Consider the following 24433-nt stretch of genomic DNA (forward strand, 5'->3'; position numbering starts at 1 on the left):
CTACAACAAGGTGCAGATCAAGAGGACTGTAAGAAAGACGTTTATTCAGAAGAGGATGCGATACAAGGCTTAAGTCTGCTTTCGTGCAAAGGAGCGGTATTGGCTGTCGGGCGCGACATGCCCAAGGCCGTGATCCTGCGCGACATGGGGACAGAGGTGCAAAAATCGGTGGTCGAACGCAGGCTCGCCGAAGTTCTGGCTCTGCGTGATTGGATTAGCTGTTTCTCATCAGGCCGCGTGTTTCGCTACCGACTGACAAAGGACGGTCGTCAGGCGCTTGCACAACTCATGGCCAAAGCAGAGCAACATCGCCGGGCCCGCACCGAAACAACCACGCAATCAGGGATTTCCGGGCATATCGCGACGTTTCCATCCGCGGATCTCTCAGCCGCCAAACGCGCGCGATACGGGTTGCAGGAAACACCGCTGCAAACGCTATCCCGGCTTACAGGGCGAGATGGAAAACCGTTTCTTAGCAATGAGATGGTGCGCGCAGGTGAACGTTTGAGAGAAGATTTCGAACTGGCGCAGATCGGCCAGCATGTCGCCCGAGAGCGCTCGGAGTTCACGGATGAACTGCGTGCGACGAATACGGATGGCAGCCCCGCGCGTGAAGCGTTTCAGCGCGCATCTGCGGCACTCTGCGCGCTTGGCCCCGGTCTAAGTGACATAGCGTTGCGATGCTGTTGTCATCTGGAAGGGTTAGAGGTCGCAGAACGCGAGCTTGGCTGGTCCGCAAGATCCGGTAAAATTGTTTTGCGGATTGCGCTGGAGCAATTACACCAACATTACGAATCCCTTCCGCCGCAGAACCAGATGATCGGATAACGGAATTGTAAACACACGGATATGCACGCTAAGGTAGAGTGAATTGTAAGGGGAGAGAGCCTCTTTACCCATTCGAAGCATACTATCCGATAGCTTGGGCCACTCGGAATACAGCAATGCAGCACTGGTGATGCTGTGCGGCTGCTGTTATGTTCCACGCCAACACCTAATCGCAGTCACAAGGAAGATCCCGTGCGAGATCTGAAGATCCCGGAACAGCGCCACCCGGAAAAGGCGCATCGTCCCGATAATGCTCAGCCCAAAAAGCCAAGCTGGATTCGCGTGAAAGCGCCGGGCGGCAAGGGCTACGCCGAAACGCATAGGATCATGCGTGAGAATAACCTCGTGACCGTCTGCGAAGAAGCGGGCTGTCCAAACGTCGGCGAATGCTGGAGCCAAGGTCACGCCACCATGATGATCATGGGCGAGATCTGCACCCGGGGCTGCACCTTCTGTAATATTGCGACTGGTCGTCCGGACACGCTCGACGCGTTTGAGCCGGGGCGCGTGGCGCACGCGGTGCAAAAGCTCGGTCTCAATCATGTTGTGATTACCTCTGTGGACCGGGACGACCTTGAGGATGGCGGCGCGGAGCATTTTGCCCAGACCATTCGGGCCGTGCGTCACCGTTCGCCTGACACAACGATCGAGATTCTGACTCCAGATTTCCTGAAATGTGCCCCCGAGGTGCTGGAAACTGTTGTTGAGGCCAAACCGGACGTATTCAACCACAACCTCGAGACGGTTCCGGGCCTCTATCTCGAAGTGCGTCCCGGTGCGCGCTATTTCCATTCGCTGCGTCTGTTGCAGCGTGTGAAAGAGCTTGATCCGAGCATCTTTACAAAATCAGGCATCATGGTCGGGCTGGGCGAGCAAGCCCCGCAGGTAAAGCAAGTGATGGACGACATGCGCGCTGCGGATGTGGATTTTCTGACCATTGGCCAATACCTTCAGCCGACGCCGAAACACCACGCTGTTGATCGGTTTGTGACGCCCGAAGAGTTCAAATCCTATGAGAAAGCCGCCTATGGTAAAGGGTTCCTGATGGTGTCGGCAACGCCGCTGACCCGGTCGTCCTACCATGCCGGAGATGATTTTGCGCAGCTTCGCGCCGCGCGGAATGCGAAACTCGGCTTGGCATGACGCCAGAACAGCTCGTACGCTTCATATCCCTGCGCCATGAGCTTCACTCCGCACCGGAACTGTCTGGTGCAGAGGGGGCGACGGCCGCACGTGTGGCTGAGATCTTGCAGGCGTATGCTCCGGATCAAGTGTTGACCGGCATTGGCGGGCATGGCGTGGCTGCCGTGTTTCTTGGCGCTGAGGCCGGGCCGACGCTCGCCATCCGTTGCGAGTTGGACGCGTTGCCGATCCCGGAAGAAACAAACCTAAGCTACGCATCTCAAGTGGCTGGAAAGGCACATCTTTGCGGCCATGACGGGCATATGGTTATGGTGCTCGCTGTGGCAGAAACGCTGGCTGAACGACGTCCTCAGAGGGGGCGCGTGGTCTTGATTTTCCAACCGGCTGAGGAAACCGGCGAAGGCGCAATCGCTTATCGTTCTGATCCGAAGTTTGCGGAAATCTCGCCGGATATGGTGCTCTCTCTTCATAATCTACCGGGGCTTGCAGTGGGGGCTGTGTCCTTGCCCACAGGGCCTGCAAATTGTGCATCCCGAGGCGCGCGTATCGCGCTTTACGGGCGCACATCTCATGCGGCTGCTCCACAAGACGGGGTGTCTCCCGCACCTGCGCTGGCACGGTTGATGCAGGATCTTGCGACGCTGGGTGCCGGTGGTGACTTGGATGAGGATTACGCGCTAACCACTGTTACTCATGCAAAATTGGGCGAGCCGACCTTTGGTGTCGCCCCCGGCAAGGCGGAGCTATGGGTGACGCTGCGGACCGTAACTGACGAGAAGATGCAGTCGCTTTCTGATGCGCTTGTTTCCAAGGTTGCGACCCTTGCGGCTGACTATGGCCTGCGCCATGAGATCACCTACCACGATGTGTTTGAGGCGTGCCGAAATGCGCCGGAAGCTGTGAGTGTGATCGAGAACGCCTGCCTTACGGGCGAGGTTCCGATCACCTTGAGCGAACGCCCGCAGGCCTTTTCAGAAGACTTTGGGCAGTTCGGAAAATCCGCCCAAGCGGCAATGTTCTGGCTAGGGGCGGGCGAGGACCATCCGCAACTGCACAATCCGGATTATGACTTTCCAGATGCATTGATCCCGATCGGCACCGGGATCTTTCTAAGATCCATTCGAAACGTACTTGGATAAAAAGAGCACAAGGCGCAGGTTCGCGCCTTTACTCTTAGTCCTCAGTATTGGTGAAGCGAACTTTGCCGATATAGGGCAGGTTCCGATTGCGTTGGGCAAAATCGATTCCGTACCCCACGACAAATTCATCTGGGATCTCGAACCCGATCCAATCAGAGCGGAAATCCACCTCGCGGCGGGAGGGTTTGTCGAGCAGGGCGATGGATTTGAGGCGCGCGGGCTTGCGGCTCTTGAGGAGGGAAATCACGTGATTTAGCGTGTGACCTGTGTCGACGATATCCTCGACCACCAGCACGTCGCGCCCTTCAATTGCACCGCGCAAGTCTTTGAGAATACGCACCTCTCGGCTGCTCTCCATGCCGTCTCCATACGAAGACGCCTCAAGGAAATCAACCTCAATGGGCAGGTCCAGCTCTCGCACCAGATCGGCGATGAACACGAAACTGCCGCGCAGCAGGCCCACGACCACCAGCTTGTCTGTGTCGCCAAATTCGGCGGTGATGTCGCCGCATAGCTCTTCGATTCGTGCAGCGATGGCCTTGGCCGAGATCATTACATCAATGACATATGGTCGCTCTGACATGCTTGCCCCCTTGAATTTCGCACGCGTTCATAGGACACCACGCGCCACCTGTACAGAAGACGAATTGAGCTGAGATGCCAACACATTCGGAAACCCGACCGATGCCCTATAGCGCCCAGCAGATGTATGATCTGGTGGCAGATGTGGGATCATACCCGAAATTCCTGCCGTGGTGCGCCGCCGCGCGCATCCGCAGTCGAACGCCGCAGGGTGCATCCGAGGTGATGGAGGCGGATCTGGTGATTTCCTTCAAGGTGTTTCGGGAACGCTTTGGCAGCCGCGTGGTGCTGCACCCCGATGACCATAAGATCGATACCGAATATCTCGATGGTCCGTTTCGCTATATGAAGTCCAACTGGGCGTTTGCTGATCGCGCGGATGGCGGCTGTGATGTAAGTTTCTTTGTCGATTTCGAGTTCAAGAACGCCGTGTTGCAGGGGATCATCGGTGTCGTCTTCAACGAGGCGATGCAGCGGATCGTGCGGGCGTTTGAACGCCGCGCAGCAGAGCTCTACGGCTGAAAGTATCAGGCTCTAACAAGGGGATTTGGGCGTTTTAGGCTATGCGCCGCTCCAACGCGCGCTGAAGCATTGCAAGCGCATGATCCCGGCTGGCAAGGCGCACCTTATCCCGTCCCAACGGGCCAAAATCTACCAGTTCTGTCACCGTCTCTGCGCCGGATTGCGCCAGGCCGAAACAGACACGCCCTTCGGGTTTGTGTTCTGATCCTCCGGGGCCAGCGATGCCGGTGACGGACACCGCAAAGGTGGTTCCCGCGGCGCGCAGCGCGCCTTCGGCCATTTCGCGCGCAGTCTCTTTGCTCACCGCGCCAAAATCCTTGAGTGTTTGGGCACTTACACCAAGCATCTGCATCTTTGCCGCGTTGGAGTAGGTGACAAACCCCCGGTCCACCACCGCAGAGGAGCCGGGAATATCCGTCAGCGCGGCGGCGATCATGCCCCCGGTGCAACTCTCGGCGGTGGCAAGGGTTGCGCCTTGCGCTTTAGCAAGATCCAACAAGGCATTGATATTCATAGCCCAAGCACCCCATGCGAGAACCCCGCCAGAAGGGCGATGCCAATCCCGGCCATGCCCCCGGCGATCACATCATCCATCATCACACCAAAAGGGCCTTTCTTGCGGTCCGCCCAGCCAACAGGCCCCGGTTTCCAGATGTCAAAGAGGCGAAACAGGATGAAACCTGCAACCCAACCGGGCCAAAGCGCTGTGATATCCAGACCGTGTAGCCACGCGGGCAATGAGATCGCCCAAAGCGCCAGCATCTGCCCGGCGAGTTCATCCAGTACAAATTCGGATGGATCCAGATCTTCCTGACCGCGAGTCATCTCGGTGGCGGCCCAGAGGCCAATGATGATCGCCAAGACGGTCACGACAGCCAGCAAAGGAAAGCCACCAGCCACATGCAGCGCATAGGTCAAGGGCAGCGCGACCAGCGATCCCCAAGTGCCGGGGGCAGGGCGTAAATACCCGACACCACAACAGGTTCCAAGGAGTTGTGGAAGTGTCATGCGCGCACCAGCGTTGCGGTGGCAAGCGCCGCAATCCCCTCGCCACGGCCGGTAAAGCCCAGTCGTTCGGACGTTGTGGCCTTCACCGACACGCGGTCGCGATCAAGCCCCATGATCTCGGCCATCTGCGTGCGCATGGTCTCGGCGTGGGGGCCGATTTTGGGAAACTCACAGACCAGCGTACAGTCGACATTGCTGATGACAAAGCCTTTGGAACGGGCGAGCTCCACCGCATGACGTAGGAAAATCTCCGACGCAGCGCCTTTCCACTGCGGGTCGCTGGGCGGGAAGTGACGTCCGATATCGCCCTCCGCCATCGCCCCATAGAGCGCATCCGTCACCGCATGCATGCCCACATCGGCGTCTGAGTGGCCCTGCAGGCCGCGGTCATGGGGGACCTCAATACCGCACAGGATCACGTGATCACCGGGGCCAAAACGATGCACGTCGTAGCCGTTGCCCAGTCTGATATCCGGAATGCCGTCCATGCTGCTCCTCAATATATGTTCGGCGCGGGCAAAATCCTCCGGCCGGGTGATCTTGATATTGTTGACGTCGCCTTGGGTGATGCGGACGGTCAGCCCCGCCTTGCGCGCAACCTCCACATCGTCTGCCGCCACCTCATCCAGCGCAAGATGCGCCGCAAGGATTGCGTCAAAATGGAACGCCTGCGGGGTTTGCGCGGCAAACAAGGCGTTGCGGTCCTGAGTGCCGGTGACATGGCCCTCAGCCCCGGTCCAAAGCGCATCTGTCACCGCAAGCCCCGGTGCAGCGGCGGGGGCGTGATCCAGAGCGGCGAGTGTTTCATGGATCACCTGCGTGCACACACAGGGGCGCGCGGCATCGTGGATCAGGACCCGCGTGATGCCGCGATCTTTGAGCGCGATCAACCCGTTGCGGACCGAGGTTGAACGGTCAGCGCCTCCGTCGGCGTAGAGAAGATTATCGTAACCTGCGAGCGCCTCTGCCGCGTGCTCATTCTCCGGATCGCGGACCACCATGATCGTGTCGCAGCCCGCACGTTTGAACGCCGCGATGGTCCAGTCGATCACCCGCTGCCCCGCCAAGGGGCGCCATTGTTTGGCCATGCCGCCGCCGGCGCGGGTTCCTTTGCCAGCGGCAACAATCAAAACGGCGATGGTCATGGCGAGAGACACGTCCTCAGCTGGGGCAATCTTTCGGCGTGTTTACGGTGCGGTGGATAAACTGGCAACGCCCCGAGGTGAAATGCACAAAAATTAGGCAATACACCCGATATGCCGGGCTGGAATGGCGTGTTGGAATGGAGCATAGCTCCGTTTCAAGCTAATAAACACCCACATGCACAAGGATTAAGCATTTGTCCTTCTCAGTCGGACCCACACATCTCGATCCTCCCGTGGCGCTGGCACCGATGGCTGGCATCACGGATCGTCCCTTTCGCGATCTGGTGCGCTCTTTTGGTGCGGGCCTCGTGGTGAGCGAAATGGTCGCCAGTCAGGAAATGGTGCAGGCCAAGCCCGGCGTGCGCGAAAAGGCAGAACTGAGCGCGGATGTGGAAAATACGTCCGTCCAGATCGCCGGACGAGAAGCCTATTGGATGGCTGAGGCCGCGCGACGGGTCGCCGGCAGCGGAGCGCGCATGATTGACATCAATATGGGCTGCCCGGCGAAGAAGGTAACGAACGGGTATTCCGGCTCGGCGCTTCTCAAGACGCCGGATCACGCGCTGTCACTCATTGAGGCAGTGGTCGAGGCGGTCGATGTGCCCGTCACGTTGAAAACCCGGCTCGGCTGGGACGATAATTGTCTGAATGCCGCAGATGTGGCGCGCCGGGCGCAAGACGCCGGGGTGCAGATGGTCACCATCCACGGCCGCACGCGCTGCCAGTTCTACAAGGGGCAGGCCGATTGGGCGGCGATTGCCGAGGTTCGGAACGCGATCTCCGTGCCGCTGCTGGCCAATGGCGACATTGTCGATGCAGCCACTGCGCGGCAGGCGTTGGGTGCCTCGGGCGCAGATGGCGTGATGATCGGGCGAGGCGTGCAGGGCAAGCCCTGGTTGCTGGCACAGGTCGCGCATGAACTCTGGGGGAGTGCTGCGCCTGATATTCCCATCCAAGGGGATCTTATCGACATGGTATCAAGGCACTACGAGGCGATGTTGGCGTTTTATGGCAACGACCTAGGCCTGCGTGTCGCGCGCAAACATCTGGGTTGGTATATGGATGAGGCAGGCACGCCAACAGCCCTGCGGCGTGAGGTTCTAACAGCCAAAAGCCCGGCAGAGGTGCTGCGCTTGTTGCCCGCAGCATTGCAGGATCAGACGCAGGAGGATGCGGCATGAATGCTGCTGATGTTCCTCACAGCACCGAATGTGCCATCTGGGCGTCGCTGCCGGTGCCGGCCTTTCTGGTCGATGCTGAAAACTGCATCGTGGATGTGAACTCTGCAGCCGAAGGATTCATCAATTCCTCCCGCAAGTCTCTGATCGGCAAGCGGATCTGGCAGAAGGTCGCGATAGAAGCCGCGATTGAAACCGCGTTTGACAAGGCGCGCGCGCAGGGCACGCCGCTGTTTGTGAATGATGTGGATGTTGGGGCGCGCGAACGGGCGCCGCTGCAATGCGCGGTGCAGATCGCGCCGCTGCATGGACACCCCGGCCATATGCTCCTGATGCTGTCGCCGCGCGAGCTGGCGGGGCGGATGACACAGACCCATTCGGCAAAATCCGCCGCCCAGTCGGCCATTGGCATGGCAGAGATGCTCGCGCATGAAATCAAGAATCCATTGGCGGGGATCACCGGTGCGGCGCAGCTGTTGAGCATGAACCTCGCGCCAGATGATCTTGAACTTACAGATTTAATCGTGAGTGAAAGCCGCCGCATCGTAAAGCTGCTTGAACAGGTGGAGCAATTCGGAAACCTCTCGGAGCCCGATTTGAAACCCGTCAACCTGCATGATGTTCTGGACCGCGCGCGCCGCTCGGCACTTTTGGGGTTTGGCGCCCATATGAAGATCATTGAGAAATACGACCCCTCGCTGCCGCTGGCATGGGGAGACCCAGACCAGCTGCTGCAGGTGGTGCTGAACCTTCTGAAGAACGCCTCCGAGGCGGCGGGAACGACGGGTGGCACCATCACGGTACGCACGTTCTATGAGCATTCCTTCCGTCTGCGTCGCAGCGATGGGCAAGGCAAGCTGTTGCCGCTCCAGATCGAGATCAGCGACGACGGACCCGGCCTGCCGGAGAGCATCCGCGAAGACATTTTTGAACCCTTCGTCTCCGGCAAGGAGAATGGCACCGGCCTTGGTCTGGCTCTGGTCAGCAAGATCATCGGCGATCACAACGGCTGGATTTCGGTACGTTCGGAACCCGGTAACACAACCTTCAGACTGTCTCTTTCGCGCGTTCCGCGTGAGCAAAAATAACTCAGGAGAACAAAGACATGGACGGCACCGTTCTTGTGGCAGATGACGACCGTACGATCCGCACTGTCCTCACCCAGGCGCTGACCCGGGCGGGCTGCAAGGTCCATGCGACCTCCTCTTTGACGACATTGATGCGTTGGGTCGGTGAAGGCAAAGGCGATGTGGTGATCTCGGATGTGATGATGCCCGATGGCAATGGGCTGGAGATGCTGCCGAAGATCGCACAGGATCGTCCGGGGCTGCCAGTCATCGTGATTTCAGCACAAAACACGATTATGACGGCCATCAAGGCGGCTGAGGCCGAGGCCTATGATTACTTGCCCAAGCCCTTTGACTTGCCCGAACTGATGAAGCGCACGGCAAAGGCGCTGACTGAAAAGCGAACCGCTCAAGTCCCCGGTCAGATCGATGTGCCGGAAGAGCGTCCAGATGAGCTGCCGCTGGTGGGACGCACAGAGGTGATGCAGACGCTTTATCGGTTGATTGCGCGCGTGATGAAAACGGATATGCCGCTGTTGATCACCGGAGAAAGTGGCACCGGTAAATCACTGATTGCACGGGCTATTCATGATTTTTCTGACCGTCGCACCTTGCCATTTGTGGTGGCCGAGGCGTCAGACCTGATTGAACTGGAAGGGCCTTCCCGACTGCTTGGTCAGGTGAAGGGCGGAACGCTTTTGATTGATGAGTTGGTGGATCTGACCGATGAGGCGCAGGCGCGTTTGGTTCGGATGATGGATTCGCCCGGCGATCATGCGCCACGGTTCATCGCAACCTCCAGTCAGCAAGATCTTGCTGAACAGCTTGAAGCAGGGGCGTTGCGGCAGGATCTCTATTACCGAATTTGTGGAACAGAGCTCTCCGTGCCAGCACTGCGAGAGCGTGTCGAAGACATTGCACTGTTGAGCGAGCATTTCCTCTTGCGGGCTGAAACTGAAGGCGCTGCCCGACGTATCCTGAGCGATGACGCGCGCGATCTTTTGCGGCACTACGCATGGCCTGGCAATGTCCGTCAGTTGGAAAATACTGTTAAAAGACTGTCTCTTACCGCGAGAAGTGACATGATTAGCAAGGCAGAAGTCGCAGCGGCATTAGGTCCCCAGAGCACCGGCGTTGAGCCGGTTATGGGCGGCGGCGCGAACAATGAGAAACTCTCCGAATCTGTCTCACGACATTTGCAGAGATATTTCGATTTGCATGGCGACATGCTGCCGCCACCGGGGCTTTATGCGCGTCTTTTGCGTGAAGTTGAGACGCCACTGATTGAGATTGCACTGGCTGCAACTGGTGGAAATCAGGCGAAATGCGCCGATCTGCTGGGGATTAACCGGAATACATTGCGCAAGAAAATCACCGACCTCGATATTGAGGTGACACGCCGCCGCAAACTGATGTAATATCGCCACAGGAGCGTTGCTCAGCCGCCAGAAGGCGCATGGGGTAACGCGAAATCATGTGGTGAGCGGAAAACGCTCAACATCAACTGGGGGCAGTCGGTGGCGCAGATGTCACATATCCGCTCGGTGTATCTATGGTTTGGTGCCCTAGATCGCTGGCGAAAGACGCGTCGGGCGCGCAATATCACCACGCTTGGTCTGGTGCTGCTTGGGCCAATCATGGCGCTGGCCACTTTCCTTGTGATCGGTCCACTCAGTCAGGACGCAAGCTCTCCGGCGATGCGCCTGATCCTTCTGGCGGATCTCGTCTATGTTCTGTCAATCACCGCATTGGTGCTGAGCCAAATCGGTCGTTTGATTGCAGCGAGGCGCGAGAAGTCTGCTGGATCACGCCTGCATCTTCGCCTCATTGGCGCGTTTGCCTTTCTTGCCTTGGTTCCAACGGTCACGGTTGCGGTGTTTGCTGTACTGACGGTGAATGTCGGGCTTGAGGGGTGGTTTTCTGAGCGCGTGCGCGATGTGATCGGAAACTCCGTAAAAGCTGCAGAAGCCTACGAACGGCAGCAACGTCAGGATCTGGAACAAGACGCCATTGCGCTCGCCCGGTTTCTGGACCGGAGTCGCCGGAACAATTTCTTCATGAGCGACGGGCAGTTACGGCAAGTTCTTTCCCAAGGACAGTTGCAAATTCAACGCGGCTTGAAAGAGGCCTATGTGGTCAATGGTACCGGTGCAATCCAGACCCGGGGCGAGCGATCCTATGAGTTTGATTTTGAAAAACCAACGGATCAAGAAATTGCATCAGCTGAGGCAAATGAGCTCCACGTTATTCAGGATTGGGACAACAGCGAGTTTCGCGCACTGGTCCGCCTGAACGCCTTTGTCGACCGGTATCTCTATGTCAGCCGTGAGGTGGACGGTGAGTTGTTGAATCTGTTGGATGACACGCAGGAAACAGCGCATCTCTATCAACAACTCGAAAGTGAACGCGGGCGCGTGTTGTTTGAGTTTGGTCTGCTCTACCTCGGCTTTGCGGTGATCCTAATTCTGGCTGCGATGTGGCTGGGCATGTGGTTTGCGGAACGGCTGTCACGCCCGGTTGGGCGATTGACTGTTGCGGCGCAACGGGTGGGTGCCGGGAACCTCAGTGTTCAGGTTGTCGAGGAAAACGGAGACGACGAGATTGCGCAATTGGGGCGCTATTTCAACCAGATGACCCAACAACTTCAGGCGCAACGAGAAACACTTTTGCAAAATACGCGCCAAATCGAACAGCGCCGCCGTCTGTTTGACTCGGTGTTGTCGTCGGTGACGTCTGGTGTGGTTGGGCTGGATGCCAAAGGCTGCGTGACCTTTGTGAACACTTCCGCAAAGCGATTGCTGGATTGGCGGGAAGATCAGAAATCTTTGGCGCTTGCTGTGGCGATTCCAGAATTTGGGCCGTTGTTTGATGATCTGATCGAGAGCGGCACCAGCACGGCGCAGGGTGAGATTAAGGTGACCCGGCAGGGGCGTCTGGAAAATCTTCTGGTGCGGATGGCGCGGCGGCATGCGGGTGACGACAAACTCGAAGGTTATGTGGTTGCGTTCGACGACGTGACGGATCTTGTCAGTGCGCAGCGTATGGCGGCATGGGGCGATGTCGCGCGCCGCATTGCGCATGAGATCAAGAACCCCTTGACGCCTATTCAACTAAGCGCAGAACGTATCAAACGTAAATTTGCGCCGAAACTTGGCGAAGAGCACAGTGATCAACTGCAATCCATGACAGACGTCATCGTGCGTCAAACCAATGACTTGCGTCGCATCGTTGATGAGTTTTCCAAATTTGCGCGCATGCCTGAACCGGATCGCCATGAAGAGGACCTTGGCAAGCTGGTGCAGAGCGCCGTGCTTTTGCAGCAGGCGGGCCAGCCGGATTTGAAGATCAAAGCGGATATTCCGGCTCATCCGATGTGCGTGGATGTGGATGCAACGATGATCGGTCAGGCGCTGACAAACCTGATCAAGAACGCTGGGGAAGCCACGGAAACCCTTCGTAAAAAGGGCGTAGAAGGTACCTACGCCCCAGAAATCCGCGTGGCGGTCACAAGTGATGAGAACGGACATAAGATCACTATCGCGGATAATGGGATCGGATTGCCCGCGGACCGGGCGCGATTGTTCGAACCCTATGTGACCACTCGGGACGAGGGCACCGGTCTGGGGTTGCCGATCGTGAAGAAAATTATCGAAGAGCATGGTGGCAGTTTGATGCTTGAAGATGCACCCATCTTTGACGGGATGAGCCACCGGGGCGCTATGGCGGTGATCCGCCTTCCGGCACTGACACCGGGAAATATCGTCCATAAACAAACCATAGTAGCAGGGCTGACATGAGTGATATTCTGATTGTTGACGATGAACGTGACATCCGGGAACTGGTTTCGGACATTCTCGAGGATGAAAGCTATGCAACGCGAAAAGCGGCCAACTCTGAAGAGTGTATGGCTGCATTTGAGGATGCGCCGCCCGCGCTGCTGATTTTGGATATCTGGCTTAAAGACAGCCAGATGGATGGGATCGACATTCTGAAGACCGTGAAACGCGACTACCCCGAGGTGCCGGTCGTCATCATTTCAGGTCACGGTAACATTGAGATTGCTGTCGCTGCGATTAAGCAGGGCGCCTACGACTTTATCGAAAAACCCTTTAATATCGATCAGTTGATGGTCGTTATTCGCCGCGCGATGGAAACCTCGCGTCTGCGGCGTGAGAACACGGATCTCAGGCGCAAGGATGTGGGCGCGACGGATATGGTGGGAACCTCTCCGGCGTTTCGTGCGCTCACCAGCCAACTTGACAAGGTTACCAAATCCAATGGCCGCGTGATGCTGACCGGTCCGGCTGGCAGTGGCAAGGAAGTGGCCGCACGCTATATCCATGCCAATTCCAACCGCGCCAGCGCTCCCTTTATCACGGTGAACTGCGCCAGCATCGAGCCTGAGCGCATGGAGGATGTGCTCTTTGGTCGCGAGGGAAGCGAACGCGGTGTAGAGCCGGGCCTCCTGGAGCAAGCTGATGGCGGTGTGATCTTCTTTGACGAGGTCGCGGATATGCCCTCCGGCACCCAATCCAAGATCCTGCGCGTTTTGGTGGATCAACAGTTCGTCCGCGTCGGTGGCACGGATAAGGTAAAGGTCGATCTGAGGGTGGTCTCGGCGACAAATCGTGACCTTGAACAGGAAATCAAGGACGGGAACTTTCGCCAAGAGCTGTATCACCGCCTGAACGTGGTTCCGATTTGCGTTCCATCACTGGCGGATCGTCGCGAAGACATCCCGCTTCTTGCCGAATATTTCATCGAAGGGTTCAATCAGAGCCAAGGCTTGCCGCTGCGTGAGTTGAGTGAGGATGCGGTCGCTTTGATGCAGACCATGACGTGGCCAGGGAATGTGCGTCAGCTTAAGAACCTCGTGGAACGTGTTCTTATTCTTGGTGATACGACCGATCCCATTCAGGCCAAAGACCTGCCCAGCGAAGAGGAAAAGGTCGAAACGGAGGGGCGCGTGGTTCTTTCGGGTGCACTGGCGACTTTGCCCTTGCGTGAGGCGCGTGAAGCCTTTGAACGCGAATACCTGCTCACTCAGATCAATCGGTTTGGCGGCAATATCAGCCGTACGGCGTCTTTTGTTGGCATGGAACGCTCGGCGCTGCACCGGAAGCTTAAATCTCTCGGTGTGGTGACATCCAACAAGGCTGGCGCCCGCGTGGCCCGGGTAGAAAACGAAGAAGAGACGGAAGAAACGGCATAAACAAGGGGCAGGCCCGGCCTGTGCCGGGACAATTGAATTGACCATGCCAGAACCATCTGGCATGCAAATCAGGCAGTCCAGCGCCCGGAGAGCGGTCTATGAAAGTTATCATCTGTGGAGCCGGGCAGGTCGGTTGGCAGATCGCGCGGCATTTGTCGGGCGAACACAACGATGTCACGGTCGTCGACAACAATCCTGATCTGGTGCGCCGAGCGACAGATACCCTTGATGTTCAAGGGATTGCGGGCTTTGCTTCATATCCGGATGTGCTGGATCGGGCAGGGGCGCGGGATGCGGATATGATCATTGCTGCAACCCACTCGGACGAGGTGAACATGGTCACCTGTCAGGTGGCGCATTCGGTCTTTGCCATCCAACGCAAGATTGCCCGCCTGCGGGCCAAAAGCTATCTGAACGCGATTTACTCTGATCTCTATCGTCGCGACCATCTGCCGATTGACGTGGTCATCAGCCCGGAGCGAGAGGTTGCCGCCGCTGCGATGCAACGTCTGCGCGCGCCTGCGGCCTTCGACACCGAAGTATTTATGGATGGTCGCGCACAGCTGTTGGGCATTCACGTCGAGGAAGATTGCCCGGTTGTGAACACACCCTTGCGGCAGCTCACCGAGTTGTTCTCGACCTTGCGCGCCATTGTTGTGGGTATTCGCCGCGATGGAACGCTTTTTGCGCCGGAGCCGGGCGATCAGCTGTTTGTTGGCGACGCAGCCTATGTGTTCTGCCACGCAGATGACGTGAGCCGCACCATGGAAGTCTTTGGTAAAACAGAGAAACGTCAGGAACGTGTGGTGATTGTCGGCGGTGGTAACGTGGGGCTGGAGGTCGCCAAGGCACTGGAGGCGCGCACCGGTCGCACCCGTGCCAAGATGATCGAGAAAAGCCGCAAACACGCGGAAATTGCCGCCGAAGCATTGGAGCGCACGATCGTTTTGAACGGTGATGGTCTGGACCGGGGCCTGATGATCGAGGCGGGGATCGACAAGGCCGACGCCATGCTTGCGGTGACCGATGATGATAAAACCAATATGCTGGCAGCGGTCCGCGCCAAAACCGAGGGCTGTCCCTTCGCGATTGCCCTGATCAACGACCCAACGCTTCTGCCGTTGCTGCCGCATTTGGGGATCGACGCACATATCAACCCGCGGGCAACCACCGTCAGCTCTATCTTGCGCCACATCCGTTATGGTCGCATCCGGCAGGTTTATTCGATTGGTGACGCTGAGGCGGAGGTGATCGAGACCGAGGTCCTTTCGACTTCGCCGATGGCAGGTCAGGCCATTCGCGATATCGACTTCCCCGAAGGTGTTCTGGTCGGTGCTGTCAGCAAAAACGGCGAAGTGGTGCGCCCAAGCGGGGGCCTCCGGATCGAGGCAGGCGATACCATCGCGCTCTTTGCCATGGCCGCAGATGTGCGCGAGGTTGAGCGCCTCATGCAGGTCTCGATCGACTACTTCTAGCATGAAGCGCCGTCCCCTGTCCCAAGTCCGCGGTATCTTGCGGTTGCCGCTGTTGCTGCTCATCTGGGGGGTGTTTGCAATCGCCATGTGGATCCCGGCTGTCTATGCGGTGATCGTGGACGACCACCAAACCTCGCAGAGTTTCTTTTATTCCGGGATCGTTGGGCTGACCTTGGTGACGTTCGTGGGGTTGTCGATTTCCAATCGGGTACCGCGATATGGGATGCCCGGCCAGTTGATGACTTTGCTGGCAACCTTTGTGTTTTTGCCCCTGTACCTTGCGATTCCACTGCAGGATGCTTTGCAAAACACAAGCTACCTGAACGCCTACTTCGATATGGTCAGTGCGTTGACCACCACCGGCGCGGATATCTTTGATCGTCCCGGGCGAGTGCCGCAATCGGTGCATCTGTGGCGCGTATTGGTCGCGTGGCTGGGTGGCATGTTCATGTGGATCGCGGCATCTGCAGTTCTGGCGCCGTTGTCGCTTGGCGGGTTTGAGGTCACAACCCGCGCCGAGCCGGGCCGCAGTGATGCGATCTTGCGCGAAAGCCAGCGTCCCGATCCGCGTCGTAAGCTGATCCTCGTAACCCGGGCGCTGGCACCTGTTTACGCGGGGCTGACCTTCGCATTGGCGCTTTTGCTGATGCTCTGTGGCGAGAGCGGTCTGGTCGCGGTGAGCCATGCGATGTCGATTATGGCGACCTCTGGTCTTTCGCCGATTGGCGGAATTGGCGCAGCTCAATCGGGACTTGCAGGTGAGATGGTGATGTTCCTCTTCCTGCTGTTTGCCCTGTCGCGCCTGACATTTTCCAGCGACACGGTCGCGGTTGGACATGGGCGTCTCGACAAAGATCCCGAGTTCCGGACCGGCATGCTGATCATCATCGGCGTGCCGATGCTACTCTTTTTGCGCCACTGGATTGCTGCGCTGGAGGTCAACGCATCGGACGATTGGACCATGGCGCTGGCGTCCTTTTGGGGCGCGCTGTTCACCGTCACCTCGTTTCTGACCACCAACGGATTCGAAAGCGCATATTGGTTCAGTGCGCAGGAATGGTCCGGGTTGGAGACACCGGGAATGATCCTGCTTGGTCTCGCGGTGATGGGCGGTGGTGTTGCCACCACTGCGGGGGGCGTAAAGCTGCTGCGTGTCTATGCGCTCTACCTCAATGGTCTGCGCGAAATGGAGCGATTGGTCCTGCCGTCATCCGTCAGCGGAGAGGGGCGTGGAAACAGACGCCTGCAAAGCAACGGTGCTTTTGTGGCGTGGATCTTTTTCATGTTGTTCGCACTGTCGCTGACGCTGATCTCGGTGGCGCTGTCAGCCTTTGGTATTCCGTTTGAACAGGCGATGATTCTCGCCGTTGCGGGGCTGTCGACAACTGGTCCGCTGATCGAGGCGGCCGGGCAGGTTCCGATTGAGCTGAACCTTTTGGATGCGCCTGCAAAGCTGATCTTGTGTTTCGCAATGGTTTTGGGGCGTCTTGAAACGCTGGCCATTATTGCGCTTCTGTCGCCCAATCTCTGGCGCAACTGACACAAACTGGCTAAGTCATGTGGAAAAGTGACGTTTTTCGGGTGGAAACCCGCTAAATCTGCGTCCATACTCGACATAAGGGACGCGTTGGGCCGCAGCGCGTAACAAGAACAAAGGCGAGATAATAAGCAAATGGCTTCGGACAGACAGAATCTTCAGGACGCTTTCCTGAACCACGTTCGCAAAACAAAAGTTCCAGTCACAATCTTTCTGATCAACGGTGTGAAACTGCAGGGCGTGATCACCTGGTTCGACAATTTCTGTGTGCTGCTGCGCCGCGATGGCCAGTCGCAGCTTGTGTATAAGCATGCGATTTCGACCATCATGCCGGCCCAGCCGATCAGTCTCTATGAGGGTGAAGACTCCAATTGATGGAGCATGATAGGAAGCAGACCCGCGCCTGGGTCCTGCATCCGGATATCAAATCAGACAGGGATCGTCGCAACGCTGTTACGGCGCTCGAAGAGGGTGTGGCGCTTGCCGCCGCACTCCCCGACCTCGAAGTGGTCGGGGCGAAAGTCGTGGGTTTGCCCAAGGCGCATCCCGGTATGCTGTTTGGTTCCGGCAAGATCGAAGAACTGAAGACGCTGTTCAAAGCGGAGGAGGTGGAACTGGTCCTGATTGATGGCCCAGTCAGCCCGGTCCAACAGCGCAATTTGGAAAAAGCCTGGAAGGTGAAGATTTTGGACCGGACCGGTCTGATTTTGGAAATCTTCTCAGATCGTGCGCGCACCCGTGAGGGTGTATTGCAGGTGGAGATGGCTGCGCTCAGCTACCAGCGCACGCGTCTGGTGCGGGCCTGGACCCACCTGGAGCGTCAGCGCGGTGGACTCGGCTTCGTCGGCGGCCCCGGCGAAACACAGATCGAGGCTGACCGCCGCGCCATTGACGAGCAACTTGTGCGGTTGCGTCGCCAGCTCGATAAGGTGGTGAAAACCCGGACGCTGCATCGCGCGGCGCGGGCCAAGATCCCTTATCCGATTGTTGCGCTTGTGGGCTACACCAACGCGGGAAAATCCACACTGTTCAACCGGTTAACGGGTGCAGATGTGATGGCCAAAGATATGCTCTTTGCCACGCTTGACCCAACCATGCGCCGCGTGGAGTTGCCCGACGGCCCCGAAGTGATCTTGTCTGATACGGTGGGCTTCATCTCTGATCTGCCGACCGAGCTGGTCGCCTCCTTCCGTGCGACACTGGAGGAAGTGTTGGCGGCGGATGTGATCCTGCATGTACGCGACATCAGTCACAGCGACACCGAAAATCAGGCCGAAGATGTGGAGCAAATCCTCAATTCCCTTGGTGTGGATGAGGATCGCGCGTTGATTGAGGTCTGGAACAAGATCGACCAGCTCTCAGAAGAGGACGCAGATGCCTGTCGCCAACGCGCTGAGCGTAGCGAGGAGCTATATGCGATCTCTGCAATCACCGGCGAGGGCCTGCCGGAACTTTTGAATGACATCGCGCTGAAATTGCAGGGCGTGCGTCATCATGAGGTGCTGCACCTCGATTTTTCGCAAGGCAAGCAGCGCGCATGGTTGTTCAAACAGGATGTGGTCCAAAAGGAAGAGCAAACCGATACAGGGTTTGAGATCTCCGTACGCTGGACCGACAAGCAAAAAGCACAATACGCAGCGCTTTAGGGCGCTGCGTTTTTTTTTAGTCGCGCGGCAAAATACGTGTGACGCCGACGGCGGCAGCCCGCGCCAGGTTTTCATCCAGAGACATCGGAATATATTCGCCGCGACGCCAGTATTGCGCCATGTCGTCATAGTAGCGCGACAGGAAATGGCCCGATTGTCCGGTGGCGATGATAAAGACGGAACTGTCCGGATCGGCAAAATCGTAGACCCCGCGATAACCGGCTCCATGCACGTTATTAAAGGGCTCTGGTTCCTCACCGGAGGTCAAACCGCGCTGCAGGGTGTTATCTCCGCCACTGGTGGATTGGCGAATATTCACGAAATACCGCAGCAACGGCACATCGCCTAGAACTTCGTGATCTTGGGTCGCCTGATGGGCATCTCCCCAGCGCAGACTCTCGAGCGTGCTGCCGTAATTCTCGCTGATATAGACCAGCGCGTCATCCAGTGCGAGCCGTGCCATATCGGTGCAGCTTTCGATCGGTGCGCTTTGCGCGACATCGCACCAGGCCGACGCACCATCTACATTGCGGAACACCCGTTCCAAGAACAATGGCTCTACTCGGGTATATGCATCAGCCAACGGACCAAGATCATCTTCGATCAGGCGTTTTTGCAAAGCACGGACCCAGCTTGCATAGATTAATGGTTCGGGCAGATGTTCGTTCATCTCGCCGTTCCACTCCGCCAGCAGGGACAGCGCGATATGGCGTTGTCGCTCTGGCGTGCCATCCGCAGCGGCTTCGCCAGTGAACCAAAGATCTGCGCCAATCAGCGGCAAGAGGGTCTGGGCACTGTATGACACGGTATCAAGCTGCGCTTCGATAAAGCTGTCGCGGGTATGGACCTCGCGCCCTTGCATCAATTTGCGCCAACGATTGATCCGTTGGGTGTCGCCCCATGCGTAGGTCACATGGTTCGGAAAAGGGCGCTCGAGCAGCTTGTTATTGGTATTGCCGAGAATACCGCCGCTGGGTGAGACAAACTCCGGGTTGGCCGCATAGGGCAGCCGCCCTTGCCAGCGGTTTTCACGCCGCCATCCTTGATTGGGCAAGCGGCCCTGGCTTTGGTTGCGCAGATCGCGGTCAGGCATCACACCGATGGTTTTCAGCGCGATGGTCTCTTGATCCGCAAGCGTGACGTTCTGCGAGGGCGCGATGAATTTCTCTCCGGCGTCAATGGCTTGCTGCACGTTCTCAGATCGCATCAAGTCCAGCGCTGCCGTGATGGATGTGTCCTCGCGCGACAGGGCTGTCCAGCCAAGGCTCACCACATGGCCGGGAGGCGTGATCGAGGCGAGATCAAATAATGATCCGGGCAACACAGGCCCGTTGTCCGTCCATCGCAGGGTCAGCGTGAGCGGTGCATTGCCCTTGATCTGAACGATAGAGGGACGAGAGGTGAATTCCTGATAGCCGTTCGGGGTCAGGTATTCTTGCGGATTGTCAGGGTTGATCTTCTCGATAAACAGATCCTGATCGTCCAGATAGGACGATGTCAGCCCCCAACCCATTTTTTGCGACCGCCCGGTCAGCACCGCTGGAATACCCGGAATTGTGCCACCGATCACGCCACCCGTGCCGAGTTCGAGCCGCGCCAGATACCATGTGCCCGGCGCGGTCAGGGTCATATGCGGATCGTTTGCAAGCAGGGTGCCGCCCGCAGCGGAGCGGCTGGGCGCTGCGGCCCATGCATTGGAGGCGCCGCCAAGGCCGCGCGGGGCGATTGGCATCAGTGCGGCATATTGCGGGTCAGCCAAATTAAGGCCGTCCAACCCAGGAAACAGGCTGGTGTATTCCGGCAACGTAGCTGTACCAGATCCCGGCGCATCCGGCAGGATATCAAGCAGCCGTTTGGGGTCATCCAGCGCGATCGAGGTTTGGGCGCGCAGGATTTCCTCTTGCATGTTCGAAGACAGTTGCACCGCCATCAGTTTCATAATCGCGATACTGTCAGCTGGCTGCCATGGCGCAATCGGCATGTTGAACAGGAACATTTCCGGCGCGCCACGACCAAGAGCATTCTCGTTTACTTCCTGAAGGCGCGCATTGACGCCCGCAGAATAAGCCGTCAGCGCGCGCAAAGCCTCGGGGCTTTGTGAGGATACGGAACTGCGCGCCGCGCCGTAGAGATCAAGGCGGCGCAAAAAACTGTCTGTTTTAACGGTGCGTGGGCCGAATACTTCTGATAGACGCCCTTGGGCAGTCCGCCGCATCACTGCCATCTGCCAGAGCCGGTCTTGCGCATGGGCATAGCCCAACCCAAAAAACACATCCTCATCCGAGGCACCAAAGCTGCCAAAAATATGGGGGACATTGGCATTGTCGCGTACAATTTCGACCGGAGCAGTGGGGCCGGGCAGGGCGATTTCCTTATCGTACTCCGGCAGGCTTTGCGCTGCCAAAAAATAGACCAGGATCGCCCCCAGAACCCCAAGCAGAATCGTGCCGGCTGTCAGGCGTAGGAGCCAGCGGAAAAGGCGTGCCATTCGTTGTCTATTCCCTTGGTATTTCGGTGTTTGTTGCCAAGCCGCATTGCGCTTTAGGCCGGTGCTGCTAGGGTTGGCGCCAACATATGCGAAGACAGAACAGGGGGAAAGGACATGGCAAAAATTGCGTTCCTTGGATTGGGCGTCATGGGCTATCCGATGGCGGCACATCTGCAAAAGGCAGGGCATTCTGTAACCGTTTATAACCGCACAAGCGCAAAGGCGGAAAGTTGGGCAAGCGAGACAGGCGGCAGTTTCGCGCCGACACCCAAATCAGCCGCGGAAGGTGCGGATTTCGTGATGGCCTGCGTGGGCAATGATGATGATCTGCGGTCAGTCTGTTTGGACGATGACGGTGCTTTTGCGGGAATGCAGGCGGGAGCAATCTTTGTCGATCATACCACCGTCTCGGCGCAAGTGACTGCGCAGCTTTATAGCGCTGCAAAAAAATCAGGGATTGGTTTTGTCGACGCACCTATTTCCGGCGGCCAGGCGGGTGCCGAAAATGGTGTCTTGTCGATCATGTGCGGTGGAGACGCTGATCATTTCGACAAGGCTGCCCCTATCATGGAGGCCTATTCACGCATTTGCCGCCGTATCGGCGAGAGCGGTGCGGGTCAGATGACCAAGATGTGCAACCAGATCGCAATTGCAGGTTTGGTACAGGGTCTGAGCGAAGCGCTGCATTTTGCAGAAAAAGCGGGTCTTGATGGGCGTGCGGTGGTTGAGGTGATCAGCCAGGGAGCCGCAGGCAGTTGGCAAATGGCCAATCGCTATGAGACCATGCTTGACGATCACTTTGATCATGGTTTTGCGGTGGACTGGATGCGCAAGGATCTCGGGATCTGTCTCGACACAGGAGATGATATTGGTGCGAGCCTGCCGGTGACCGCGCTCGTCGATCAGTTCTACAAGGACGTGCAAAAGCTCGGCGGTGGCCGTTGGGACACCTCTTCTCTTATCAAACGTCTGCGCGCGATGGGCTGAAAAAACAAAGCCTCCCTAAATGAAGGGAGGCTTTTATCTATCTGATATTTATGAATATCAGGGGATAATGCGCGTGTATTTGGAGCCTTCGATGGTGGCACCGATGCGAATGCCTGCCTGACCAAACACCGCAGCAACAACCGGCGCCGTCAGCGTGTTGGTGTCAGCGGTCAATGCATCGCCTTCATCCATCACGACATATTCAAGATCCGCACCGGCAGTCCAACCGGAGGAGCGGCGGAAGCGGGCCAAAGCGGCATCGGTCATAAAGAACAGCACATGCGAATATTGCTGCGCGCCCATTTGCAGACCGGCATTGCCCTTGAGTGCGGCGTAGTAATCAACGGTCGCACCATTGATCCGCAGCGCACCGCGTCCATAGGCCCCGCCAAAAATAAATCCGGCCTCAGTGACGAGGGGCATCACCAGCATACCGGCAGATTTACTGGCAAGATCGCGCGTGCCAGGGTAACGGTCATACATTTGGTTGAGCGTTGCATTCACTCGTGCGTCGATTTTCACATCGTTTGTGTTGCCAATACCATTGCTACACGCAGCGGTTGCACCAATGGCGGCGAGACCGGTTGCGGTAAACGCACGTCGGGAAAGACGAGATTTAGAAGTGTCCATTTTGATACCTGCTCATGGAATTTAGCGCTTATTACGCCTTGTTTGGCGACACTATATGCATAATCCGTGTGGCTGTCATGTCGAAGACTGTCAAATTGAGCAGGTTCCTGCCGGGGGAACCTGCCGTGCCGCTTATCCGTTCAGCAACCGGGCCACTTGCGGGGCGAAATATGTCAATACACCATCGCAACCGGCACGGCGAAAGGCCATCAGGCTTTCTAGCATGACTTTCTCGCCATCGATCCAGCCATTGAGTGCAGCGGCCTGGATCATCGCGTATTCGCCAGAGACCTGATAGGCGAAGGTGGGTACGGAGAACTCTTCTTTTACACGGTGACAGATATCGAGATATGGCAGACCGGGTTTCACCATGACCATGTCCGCCCCTTCGCGCAGATCGCGGGCAATCATACGCATGGCTTCATTGGTATTGGCAGGATCCATTTGGTAGGTCTTCTTGTCCCCGGTCAGCGCACCCGATGCTCCCACCGCATCACGGAACGGGCCATAAAACCCGGAGGCGTATTTTGCGGAATAAGATAGGATCGTAACGTTCTGAAATCCCTTGCTTTCAAGCGCGGACCTCATCGCGCCGATACGACCATCCATCATATCTGAAGGACCGATGATATCGGCGCCAGCTTCGGCTTGCGCCATCGTCATCTTGACCAGGGCCTCAACGGTTTCGTCATTACGAATTTCGCCATCGATCACAAAACCATCATGCCCGTTGATGTTATAGGGATCGAGCGCCACGTCGGTCATCACTGCAAGGTCAGGCGCCGCTGCCTTGATCCCGCGAATGGCCCGGTTGCAGAGGTTTTCGGGGTTCCACGCCTCGGCGCAATCCTCTGTTTTTAAAGAGGGATCAGTATACGGAAAGAGGCAGATCGCCGGAATGCCGAGCGCGTGCGCCTCAATCGCGGCCTCCACGACTTTATCCACGGATCGACGCACCACGCCGGGCATGGAGGGAACGGGTTCCTCGATACCTTCTCCGTCGCGTACAAAAACGGGCCAGATCAGATCATTCACCGACAGTTCATTCTCTCGCGTCAGGTTGCGCACTGCGGCTGAGGCACGCAGGCGACGAGGGCGGGAAGCGGGGAAAGGCGTGCTGACGTAGGGCATCTGGGTCTCTTACACTGTTCTGGTGCTTATGGGTTGCATGGAACAGAGGTGTTTCACAAGTGCCCGATCCGCGCATTTCTGACGCAGCAGTACTTGTGTCGCAGGGCGTGGCGATGGATACAGGGCGGGTGCGCAGATATGCACCACCGACAATAACCTATCAGGGAATAAACGCGCCTTGGATCTGTTTAGTATCATCTTCGAACTGATTGACCTTCGGTCGTTTTCTAATCTGTGGTACTGGATTGCGCTGGCGGTGTTATGGTCCTCAGCCAGCCATTGGGTACTTGGTGTTCCCTTTGACATGGTTGGACGGGCCGCGAAGCACGGTGGCGAGGCGGCGGAAGATTTGCAGGATGCTGTTCGTATCCAGGTGAACAGGCTGATATATATCTCTGATGTATCAGGATTTATCCTGACAGCATTCGCGTTTTTTGCAGTGACGACATTGCTGATGCTCGGGTTTGTGTATCACGTTGAATTTGCGCAAGCCGTGGTGCTGATGTTGCTGCCGATGTATATTGTGGGGTTCATCAATTTGCGCACTGCGCGGGCATTGCGCACACCTCACGATGACGAAGCTCTGCGCAAGAGGCTAACGCACACGCGGATTATAATCCAATTGGTTGGTGTCGCGTCCATCTTTGTGACAGCCCTTTGGGGTATGTATCAAAATTTGACAATCGGCGTGCTCGGCTGAGCGGCGAACACGAAG

At 57.4% G+C, this 24433-nt stretch carries 22 protein-coding genes; 15 read left to right on the forward strand and 7 right to left on the reverse strand.

The genetic code is table 11. The features are described from left to right. Nucleotides 1-99 precede the first annotated feature (99 nt). The 3 genes from QNI81_RS06290 to QNI81_RS06300 all read left to right on the forward strand — a co-directional run bounded on the left by QNI81_RS06290 (nt 100) and on the right by QNI81_RS06300 (nt 3110). Nucleotides 100-828 (forward strand): DUF6456 domain-containing protein, encoded by a 729-nt coding sequence (locus QNI81_RS06290; protein WP_349636772.1) that lies wholly within the window; start codon nt 100-102, stop codon nt 826-828. A 192-nt stretch (nt 829-1020) separates the two neighbouring features. After that, nucleotides 1021-1971 carry a lipoyl synthase gene (lipA, locus tag QNI81_RS06295; protein WP_283967720.1) on the forward strand — a complete coding sequence of 317 codons (951 nt, stop codon included), beginning with the start codon at nt 1021-1023 and terminating at the stop codon, nt 1969-1971. After that, on the forward strand, nt 1968-3110 hold the full coding sequence (locus QNI81_RS06300) for an amidohydrolase (protein WP_283967721.1): 1143 nt from the start codon (nt 1968-1970) through the stop codon (nt 3108-3110). The genes lipA and QNI81_RS06300 overlap by 4 nt, the downstream gene beginning before the upstream one ends. Before the next feature lie 34 nt (nt 3111-3144). On the opposite strand, the gene hpt is transcribed toward QNI81_RS06300, so the two are convergent. Further along, nucleotides 3145-3693, reverse strand: a complete 549-nt coding sequence (gene hpt / locus QNI81_RS06305; protein ID WP_283967722.1) for a hypoxanthine phosphoribosyltransferase — start codon at nt 3691-3693, stop codon at nt 3145-3147. A gap of 74 nt (nt 3694-3767) precedes the next feature. Between hpt and QNI81_RS06310 the strand changes: the two genes are divergently transcribed. Next, nucleotides 3768-4214 carry a type II toxin-antitoxin system RatA family toxin gene (locus QNI81_RS06310; protein WP_283967723.1) on the forward strand — a complete coding sequence of 149 codons (447 nt, stop codon included), beginning with the start codon at nt 3768-3770 and terminating at the stop codon, nt 4212-4214. A gap of 34 nt (nt 4215-4248) precedes the next feature. Here the strand turns inward: QNI81_RS06310 and QNI81_RS06315 are convergent, their stop codons facing one another. From QNI81_RS06315 to QNI81_RS06325, 3 genes are read right to left on the reverse strand one after another with little or no spacing between them, the layout of a single operon-like run. Further along, entirely contained in the window at nt 4249-4728 is a 480-nt protein-coding gene (locus QNI81_RS06315) for a CinA family protein (RefSeq protein WP_283967724.1), read from the reverse strand. Then, nucleotides 4725-5222, reverse strand: a complete 498-nt coding sequence (locus tag QNI81_RS06320; RefSeq protein ID WP_283967725.1) for a phosphatidylglycerophosphatase A family protein — start codon at nt 5220-5222, stop codon at nt 4725-4727. Before QNI81_RS06320 ends, QNI81_RS06315 begins: the two co-directional genes overlap by 4 nt. Further along, on the reverse strand, nt 5219-6367 hold the full coding sequence (locus tag QNI81_RS06325) for a bifunctional 2-C-methyl-D-erythritol 4-phosphate cytidylyltransferase/2-C-methyl-D-erythritol 2,4-cyclodiphosphate synthase (RefSeq protein WP_283967726.1): 1149 nt from the start codon (nt 6365-6367) through the stop codon (nt 5219-5221). Before QNI81_RS06325 ends, QNI81_RS06320 begins: the two co-directional genes overlap by 4 nt. Nucleotides 6368-6561: 194 nt before the next feature. Between QNI81_RS06325 and dusB the strand changes: the two genes are divergently transcribed. The 9 genes from dusB to hflX all read left to right on the forward strand — a co-directional run bounded on the left by dusB (nt 6562) and on the right by hflX (nt 18482). Continuing rightward, nucleotides 6562-7548: a tRNA dihydrouridine synthase DusB gene (gene dusB, locus QNI81_RS06330; RefSeq protein WP_283967727.1), complete on the forward strand. Its 987-nt coding sequence runs from the start codon at nt 6562-6564 to the stop codon at nt 7546-7548. Next, nucleotides 7545-8633 (forward strand): two-component system sensor histidine kinase NtrB, encoded by a 1089-nt coding sequence (locus QNI81_RS06335; protein WP_283967728.1) that lies wholly within the window; start codon nt 7545-7547, stop codon nt 8631-8633. The genes dusB and QNI81_RS06335 overlap by 4 nt, the downstream gene beginning before the upstream one ends. Nucleotides 8634-8650: 17 nt before the next feature. Beyond that, a complete protein-coding gene (locus QNI81_RS06340; RefSeq protein ID WP_283967729.1) occupies nt 8651-10030 on the forward strand; it encodes a response regulator in 1380 nt (459 codons plus the stop codon). 99 nt (nt 10031-10129) lie between these two features. Next, complete coding sequence (locus QNI81_RS06345; protein WP_283967730.1) at nt 10130-12409, forward strand: sensor histidine kinase NtrY-like; 2280 nt, start codon at nt 10130-10132, stop codon at nt 12407-12409. Beyond that, entirely contained in the window at nt 12406-13824 is a 1419-nt protein-coding gene (gene ntrX, locus QNI81_RS06350; RefSeq protein WP_009176688.1) for a nitrogen assimilation response regulator NtrX, read from the forward strand. Before QNI81_RS06345 ends, ntrX begins: the two co-directional genes overlap by 4 nt. 98 nt (nt 13825-13922) lie before the next feature. Further along, on the forward strand, nt 13923-15299 hold the full coding sequence (gene trkA / locus QNI81_RS06355) for a Trk system potassium transporter TrkA (protein ID WP_009176502.1): 1377 nt from the start codon (nt 13923-13925) through the stop codon (nt 15297-15299). A gap of 1 nt (nt 15300) precedes the next feature. Beyond that, nucleotides 15301-16839: a TrkH family potassium uptake protein gene (locus QNI81_RS06360; RefSeq protein WP_005611591.1), complete on the forward strand. Its 1539-nt coding sequence runs from the start codon at nt 15301-15303 to the stop codon at nt 16837-16839. A gap of 132 nt (nt 16840-16971) precedes the next feature. Continuing rightward, nucleotides 16972-17211: an RNA chaperone Hfq gene (gene hfq, locus QNI81_RS06365; RefSeq protein WP_005611588.1), complete on the forward strand. Its 240-nt coding sequence runs from the start codon at nt 16972-16974 to the stop codon at nt 17209-17211. Next, nucleotides 17211-18482 carry a GTPase HflX gene (hflX, locus tag QNI81_RS06370; protein ID WP_283967731.1) on the forward strand — a complete coding sequence of 424 codons (1272 nt, stop codon included), beginning with the start codon at nt 17211-17213 and terminating at the stop codon, nt 18480-18482. Before hfq ends, hflX begins: the two co-directional genes overlap by 1 nt. Before the next feature lie 16 nt (nt 18483-18498). Here the strand turns inward: hflX and QNI81_RS06375 are convergent, their stop codons facing one another. Continuing rightward, entirely contained in the window at nt 18499-20970 is a 2472-nt protein-coding gene (locus QNI81_RS06375; protein ID WP_283967732.1) for a penicillin acylase family protein, read from the reverse strand. A gap of 114 nt (nt 20971-21084) precedes the next feature. Between QNI81_RS06375 and QNI81_RS06380 the strand changes: the two genes are divergently transcribed. Continuing rightward, complete coding sequence (locus tag QNI81_RS06380; protein ID WP_283967733.1) at nt 21085-21957, forward strand: NAD(P)-dependent oxidoreductase; 873 nt, start codon at nt 21085-21087, stop codon at nt 21955-21957. 57 nt (nt 21958-22014) lie between these two features. On the opposite strand, the gene QNI81_RS06385 is transcribed toward QNI81_RS06380, so the two are convergent. Beyond that, the gene (locus QNI81_RS06385) at nt 22015-22587 is read right to left on the reverse strand and encodes a lipid-binding SYLF domain-containing protein (RefSeq protein ID WP_065321865.1); all 573 of its coding nucleotides are present in this window, start codon (nt 22585-22587) and stop codon (nt 22015-22017) included. 132 nt (nt 22588-22719) lie between these two features. Next, nucleotides 22720-23718, reverse strand: coding sequence for a porphobilinogen synthase (hemB, locus tag QNI81_RS06390; RefSeq protein ID WP_283967734.1), 999 nt, complete (start codon nt 23716-23718; stop codon nt 22720-22722). Between the two features lie 178 nt (nt 23719-23896). On the opposite strand from hemB, the gene QNI81_RS06395 reads away from it, so the two are divergent. Then, the gene (locus QNI81_RS06395; protein ID WP_283967735.1) at nt 23897-24418 is read left to right on the forward strand and encodes a component of SufBCD complex; all 522 of its coding nucleotides are present in this window, start codon (nt 23897-23899) and stop codon (nt 24416-24418) included. Nucleotides 24419-24433: the final 15 nt, after the last annotated feature.

It is taken from the genome of Tritonibacter sp. AK171 (assembly GCF_030127025.1).
Taxonomy (GTDB): Bacteria; Pseudomonadota; Alphaproteobacteria; order Rhodobacterales; family Rhodobacteraceae; genus Epibacterium; species Epibacterium mobile.